The organism is Sulfolobales archaeon (genome assembly GCA_038897115.1).
GTDB lineage: Archaea > Thermoproteota > Thermoprotei_A > Sulfolobales > AG1 > AG1.
The window spans coordinates 1-6,496 of the sequence record JAWAXC010000114.1 but is presented as its reverse complement, the minus strand read 5'-3'; the positions used below and the strand labels follow the sequence as shown (position 1 = coordinate 6,496).

General features: G+C 41.3%; 7 protein-coding genes. 3 read left to right on the top strand and 4 right to left on the bottom strand.

Annotation, left to right across the window (positions count from 1 at the left end):
- A partial coding sequence (locus QXE01_10895) for a thiamine pyrophosphate-dependent dehydrogenase E1 component subunit alpha (protein MEM4971744.1) occupies window positions 1–894 on the bottom strand: 894 nt, incomplete at its 3' end.
- Window positions 895–1,045: 151 nt separating this feature from the next.
- On the opposite strand from QXE01_10895, the gene QXE01_10890 reads away from it, so the two are divergent.
- Complete coding sequence (locus tag QXE01_10890) at window positions 1,046–2,452, top strand: IMP dehydrogenase (protein ID MEM4971743.1); 1,407 nt, start codon at window positions 1,046–1,048, stop codon at window positions 2,450–2,452.
- Window positions 2,442–3,998 carry a glutamine-hydrolyzing GMP synthase gene (gene guaA, locus QXE01_10885; GenBank protein ID MEM4971742.1) on the top strand — a complete coding sequence of 519 codons (1,557 nt, stop codon included), beginning with the start codon at window positions 2,442–2,444 and terminating at the stop codon, window positions 3,996–3,998. Before QXE01_10890 ends, guaA begins: the two co-directional genes overlap by 11 nt.
- 136 nt (window positions 3,999–4,134) lie before the next feature.
- Here guaA and QXE01_10880 read toward each other — a convergent pair whose 3' ends face one another.
- Complete coding sequence (locus tag QXE01_10880) at window positions 4,135–4,551, bottom strand: DsrE/DsrF/DrsH-like family protein (protein ID MEM4971741.1); 417 nt, start codon at window positions 4,549–4,551, stop codon at window positions 4,135–4,137.
- 1 nt (window position 4,552) lies between these two features.
- Window positions 4,553–4,822, bottom strand: a complete 270-nt coding sequence (locus QXE01_10875; GenBank protein MEM4971740.1) for a sulfurtransferase TusA family protein — start codon at window positions 4,820–4,822, stop codon at window positions 4,553–4,555.
- A gap of 259 nt (window positions 4,823–5,081) precedes the next feature.
- Here QXE01_10875 and QXE01_10870 point away from each other — a divergent pair, with 259 nt between their 5' ends.
- Window positions 5,082–6,077 carry an ROK family protein gene (locus tag QXE01_10870; GenBank protein MEM4971739.1) on the top strand — a complete coding sequence of 332 codons (996 nt, stop codon included), beginning with the start codon at window positions 5,082–5,084 and terminating at the stop codon, window positions 6,075–6,077.
- 118 nt (window positions 6,078–6,195) lie between these two features.
- Here QXE01_10870 and QXE01_10865 read toward each other — a convergent pair.
- Window positions 6,196–6,496, bottom strand: a 301-nt coding sequence (locus tag QXE01_10865) for an aminotransferase class III-fold pyridoxal phosphate-dependent enzyme (protein ID MEM4971738.1), incomplete at its 5' end; no start/stop codon positions are given.

Genomic DNA, 6,496 nt, shown 5'->3' with positions numbered 1-6,496 from the left:
ATGCTCAACCAGGATCCTCCTCATCCTCGGGATCGCATCCCTCTTCTTCCAGCTCTCCACCTCCTCCCTCGACCTATACCTCTGAGGATCTCTGAGGTTATGGCCTAGAAACCTATATGCCTTTGCCTCTATAAAGGTAGGGCCATCCCCCTTTCTAGCACGCTCAACAGCCTTTTTAGCAGCTATATATACAGCAACAGGGTCGAAACCATCAACAACAATACCCCTTATACCATATGCTAATGCCCTATGTATAACGGAGAAATCTTTTGAACCAGCTGTAACCCTGTCAACCCTGCCGCCCATGCCATAGAGGTTATTTTCACACACCATTATCACTGGAAGCCTCCACAGACCAATCATATTAGCTCCCTCATGGAAAGCACCAGTATTTACAGCACCATCCCCAAAGAAGACAGCTACGACTCTCTTCTCACCTTTATACTTAATAGCATATCCAAGGCCCGCAGCTACTGGGACACCACTACCAACTATAGCTGTTGTAAGCATAATCCCAAGTTCTGGATACATCGATGCATGCATAGAGCCTCCAAGGCCCTTATTCGTACCTGTGGCCTTGCCAAAGAGCTCGGCCATAACGAGTCTAGGGGAGATTCCTCTTGCAAGGGCATGCCCATGGCTTCTATATGTCGAGACTATATAGTCATCCTTATCTAGAGCCTTCATAACACCTGTCGCAATCGCCTCCATACCTATATATAGGTGGGATGCACCGACAAGCCTTTTCTCTTCGAAGAGCTTAACGACCTTCTCCTCAAATCTTCTTATCAATACCATTGTTCTCCATAGCCATATTAGATCCTCTTTCCTGATGCCGAGCTCATCATACCTATTTGGATCAATTGCATCTATATACTCGACATCTGCAGACATTATTATCTCCGAGGATTTAGTAGTCTATACAATTATAAATCTATCATACGCGGATCTTTATTGCACATTTTTATAACGTTGTCCCATCAACGATTCATATCTTAAATTTGCTTTTAACCTTCGATGATGTTAAAAACTTGAGGGCTGTTTTTTGAAAAGCTTCAGAGATAAGATCTACTCCTCTCCATATGTAAGCGATCTAGAGGAGCTATATTTAATCCCTAGCTCAAGCGATGTAGATCCTAGAGATGTTGATACATCAACAAACTTTTCCAGAAATATAAGGCTTAGAATACCAATTGCCTCTGCCCCCATGGACACCGTTAGCGAGTGGAAATTAGCAGTGTCAGTAGCATTGATGGGTGGAATAGGGGTTATACATAGAAACATGTCTGTAGAGGAGCAGATAGCGAACCTCGAGAAGGTTAAGAAACACCCAGCTATAGCCCTCGAACCCCTATACCTAACATTTTTTGAGCCATGCGGTAGAGCTATAGATCTCATGAGAAGGAAGGGTATAAGGGTTATACCGATTATAAATGATCGAGGTCTTTTCATGGGATATGTGAGGTATAGCGATCTTTTAGAGTCATGTAGAGAGTGGGTAGAGCCGCTGGCTAAGCATATATATCAAGGAAAAGCCTATAACCTTTCATCATTAGAGGAGGCGCGTAAATCTATTATTAGGGGAGAAACAGATCTCGTGGCAATAATAAATGATGATGGAACAATTATAGGAAGTATAACAATTGATACAGCGATAGAGGATATATCCCCCGCAACAGATCCCTATGGAAGGCTTCTTGTTGCAGCTGCGGTAAACCCTATAGACATGAATAGAGCGGTAAAGCTTGACAAGTTCTCTGACGCACTAGTCTCAGATGTGGCACACTTCAATAATAAAGAGGTGCTTAGAGCATCGGCAACTCTTGTTAAGAACATATCGTCTGACTTTATAGCAGGTAATATAGGTACTGCGGAAGCTGCTTTAGAAGCCATATCGACTATTGATAGAATTGATGGGATGAGAGTCGGTATTGGAGGGGGTTCCATATGTACAACGCCAAATGTAGCAGGTGTGTTCTCACCAACTGGTTGGGCTGTTGCAAGTGTTAGGGATGCCTTGGAGGAGAATAATCTGAGGATCCCGATAATAGCTGATGGAGGGTTAAGAAGCTCTTCAGATATCGTTAAGGTGCTTGCCTTGGGGGCAAGTTCTGCTATGACAGGCTATCTATTAGCTGGGACGGATGAGGCTCCACCAGATCTTATAGAAATTGGGGGGAGACTATATAAGCCATATAGGGGAATGGCTAGCTACACAGCTATGATGAGGAGGCATTCTATAGATCGATATGCCAGGGTGATCAAGAATATCCCAGAAGGTGTAGGAGGCTTGATTCCATATAGAGGCTCGGCAAGATCTGTGTTGAGAGAAATTATAGAGGGGATCAGGATCTCCATGGGCTATGTTGGGGCTAGAAATATTGAGGATCTATGGGTTAAGGCTAGATTTATAAGAGCCCCTAGAAAGAAGGTGCTCGGCGATGAGGTTTGAAAGCCCCAGCAGGGAGCACGACACAGTTTTAATAATAGATTTTGGAGGGCAGTACACGCATTTAATAGCAAGAAGGATAAGGGAGCTAGGAGCCTACAGCGAGATAATATATCCGCACATGATTTCAGAAGACATAATCAAGAATATATCGCCAAAGGCGATCATACTCTCAGGAAGCCCTGCAAGCCTACTTGAAAAGGAACCCCCACTCCCACCCAGCTGGATCCTAGATCTTGGGATACCTATTCTAGGAATATGCTACGGCCACCAACTGATAGCTAAGATGCTAGGAGGATCTGTGGCGAAGGGGTTTGGAGAATATGGGAGAACATATATAAGGATCACAAAAAGAGATCCTATATTCGACGGATTATCAGATATAGAGGAAGTGTGGATGAGCCATTCAGATTATGTTAAAGAGCTTCCAGAAGGGGGAGAGGTTCTAGCAATTTCAGAGGATACTGGATATATAGCCTCATATAGAATAAAGGGTAAACCTATATATGCTGTACAATTTCACCCAGAGGTAAGCCATACTAGGAAGGGTAAAAACATATTCGATAATTTCCTAAGAATCGCGGGTATAAGAAGAACCTGGAAACCCAGTAATCTAGCTAATGAAATCATCAGAGAGATATCCAGTAAAATAGGGCGGAACGAGAAAGTATTATGTGCAGTTAGTGGGGGTGTTGATTCCACTGTAACTGCTGTTTTACTTAAAAAAGCTATAGGTGATCGCTTGGTGGCGATATTTATAGATCATGGATTGCTAAGAGAAGGCGAGGTAGAGGAGGTTCTCAACAATCTAAAGATAGTTGGTATTGAGCCTATATTTATAGAGGCTTCTGAGAGATTTCTAACAGCGTTGAAAGGGATCATAGATCCTGAGGAGAAGAGAAGGATAATAGGAAGGATATTCGCAGAGATTTTTAAAGAAATAGTTAAGAAGGATCCTAGTATAAAGTGGTTGGCACAGGGCACAACATATCCTGATGTTATAGAAAGCGGTTCAAGACCCCTCTCCGCAAGGATAAAAACACATCATAACGTAGGCGGGTTACCCGAGGATCTCGGGTTGTCTGTGATAGAGCCTTTGAGATATCTATATAAAGATGAGGTTAGAGAGCTTGGAAAGGCATTGGGGATTCCAGATGAGATCATCAAGAGACATCCATTCCCAGGACCAGGCCTAGCTGTTAGGATAATTGGAGAGGTTACCGAGGAGAGACTCAAAATACTTAGAAAAGCTACCAGAATAGTTGAGGAGGAGCTTAGAAAAACCGGTATATATGATAGACTGTGGCAAGCATTCCCAGTTCTCATCGATAGAACGTGGGTTGGTGTAACAGGGGATGCTAGAAAAGAGGGCTATATAATCATTATAAGAGCTGTTGAAAGTGAGGATGGTATGACAGCTGATTGGGCCAGGATTCAATATGAAATACTTGATAGCATCTCTAGGAGAATAACGAGGGAGATCCCAGAGGTGGTTATGGTGGCATATTCCATAACCTCTAAGCCCCCATCGACAATCGAACCTCAGTAGATATGTAATAAATATTAAATAGATCTAAAATATTTATGATTAATCTGTTTGGAGCCAGAATAAAGATTTGTAGGGAATTCATCTTTAAAATATTATGGGAATTATAGAATGTATAGCTAGGTTTAAGTGTAGATCCTTAGAAGATCAGGATCTTTGCCCCGCTTCTACCATGCCTCGCTAGAAAGGAGGCGGCACCAACTATAGGGCATCCCTCTATAATAGAGTCCTTCGAGATCCCCATCGCCTCTATCGTTGTGGAACATGCATACATCTTAATGTTCTCCGAGCTTCTTGCAATCGAAATAAGATCCTGTAGCCTTGGTATTCCTTTAGGCTCCATTCCCTTACTCCTTAGCTCCTCATAGAAATTTCTCTCAATTTCATCAGCACCTCCCTTAACTATAGCTTTAAGACCCCAAAATGTGAAGAACATCTCCACCTTCATACCCATAGCAGAGGCGGTGGTAGCTAGGATGAATGCGGGATACACACTTTCAGGTCTATCAGATCTAACTATAATAGCTATATCAGCTGGCTTTTCAATAGATGTCAAGCTACCCACCCCTCTTTTTAATTATGGCTATTATTTCTTCACCTCTCCTCTTTATATCGAGGATCTCGTTCCCAGTATATACGGACCATGATTTGAGATCCTCCTCAAATGCTGGATCTCTTGCGATCACCATAACTATAGAGCCTTGAGGCATGTTCGTTAGCGATGATGCAAGCACTAATATTGGTCCTGGACACATGATCCCTCTAGCATCTATCACCTTATCTACTTTATACGAAATCTCTGGATCCTCATTTGTGTAACTCTTCAATATATATCACCAACTAGATTATATGTTAGAAAGCTTAAATAATGCTTTATTTATGATTTTTGATAATAAGCATATTATTTACCTAATATATCGCTAAATATGTTAGCCAAACTTATCTTTCTTCTATTTAAAGAACAAGCTTTTAGCTATAAAGAGGATATTGATGTAGAAGAACGCCTCTAGGCTAATTATCGAAAATCTGCTAAAGTTGAGGTGATGTTAATAAGCTATAGATATGTAGTTAGTATTGATGATTTCTATGTCTCGACTATATGTTGGGATAGATGTTGGAGCCACATATGTAAGGGCTGGGTTGTTTGATGAAGAGGTTAAGGTTCTTAGAAAGATTAAAAAGCCATTCCCTACAAAGGATTTTGAGGGTTTCCTAAAGAAGCTTGTTATTGATCTATGTGGAGATATGATCAGATATGTGGCTAGAGTTGGAATAGGATCTATAGGCCCTTTAGACATAATCAAGGGAGCAGTATTAAAGACACCGAATGCTCCTATAAAGAGCTTCAACCTAGTCTCCCCAATAAGGGAGCTAGGCCTAGAGGTGGTGGTAGCTAATGACGCATCTGCAGCCGCTTGGGGCGAATATGTAATAGGTTTAGGTAAGGGTAAGGAGAACCTATTATATGTTACAATAAGTACTGGCATTGGAGGGGGTGTTATAGTTGATGGAGAACTCTTAATAGGTAAGGATGGAAATGCACATGAGATAGGGCATATAGTTATTGATTATACATCAAACCTGAGATGCGGCTGTGGAGGCTACGGACATTGGGAAGCCCTAGCATCTGGAGCCAATATGCCGAGAAGCCTCACCAGCTATGTTAAGTCCCTAGGTATATGTGAAGCTATGGGTAACGTAGAATCTCCTACATGTGAGGATATCAAGAAAGATAAACCTCTATCTTCAGAAGAGATCTTCACCAGATACCATAGCGGTGATCCAATTATTATCAAATACATAGAGGAATATCTAATGCCTATAAATGCTGCTGGACTGGCATCTGCGATTAACGCATATGATCCCGAAATCCTGATCCTTGGTGGTAGCGTAGTACTAAATAATAAGGAGTTATTTATGAAATATATAGAGAAATATATTGATAAATATCTAGCTGTTAGAAAACCCGAGATCATGTTCACAAATTTTGGTGATGACGTGGGGATATATGGTGCAGTCTCTCTAGCTATAAAAATCCCGAGGTCCTTAAAGAAGTATGTTGATATATGGAATGCTACCTAGTTCTTAATATCTCTATTACTGAGAAGCCCTCCTTTAGGGGGAAGAGATATGGAAAACTATAGCATTAATTCTAAAATAAAAAGGGAGATAGAACTTTATATACTAGAAGCTTAGAGCCTTATTTTGCAGAGAGTTTTTTGATCTCGTTCTCAAAGATCTCAAGACCTATATCTAGGTGTTTTTTAGTGATTATAAGGGGTGCCATAAATCTCATTACATTTCCAAAGTGTCCACATGTATGCATTAAAAGTCCATTCTCAAAAAGCCTTCTTCTAAGCTCTACTGCTATCTTCTCGCCCGGCTCCTTGGTCTTTCTATCCTTTACAAGCTCAATGCCTATCATAAATCCTAGCCCTCTTACGTCCCCTATTATGGGGTATCTATCCATCATATCTGTAAACCTGGTGATGAGATAGTCT

What these genes read in the sequence shown, in the direction of transcription:
- guaA (MEM4971742.1), top strand. Translation starts at nt 2,442, where the DNA reads ATGAGGTTTGAAAGCCCCAGCAGGGAGCACGACACAGTTTTAATAATA.
- QXE01_10870 (MEM4971739.1), top strand. Translation starts at nt 5,082, where the DNA reads ATGTCTCGACTATATGTTGGGATAGATGTTGGAGCCACATATGTAAGG.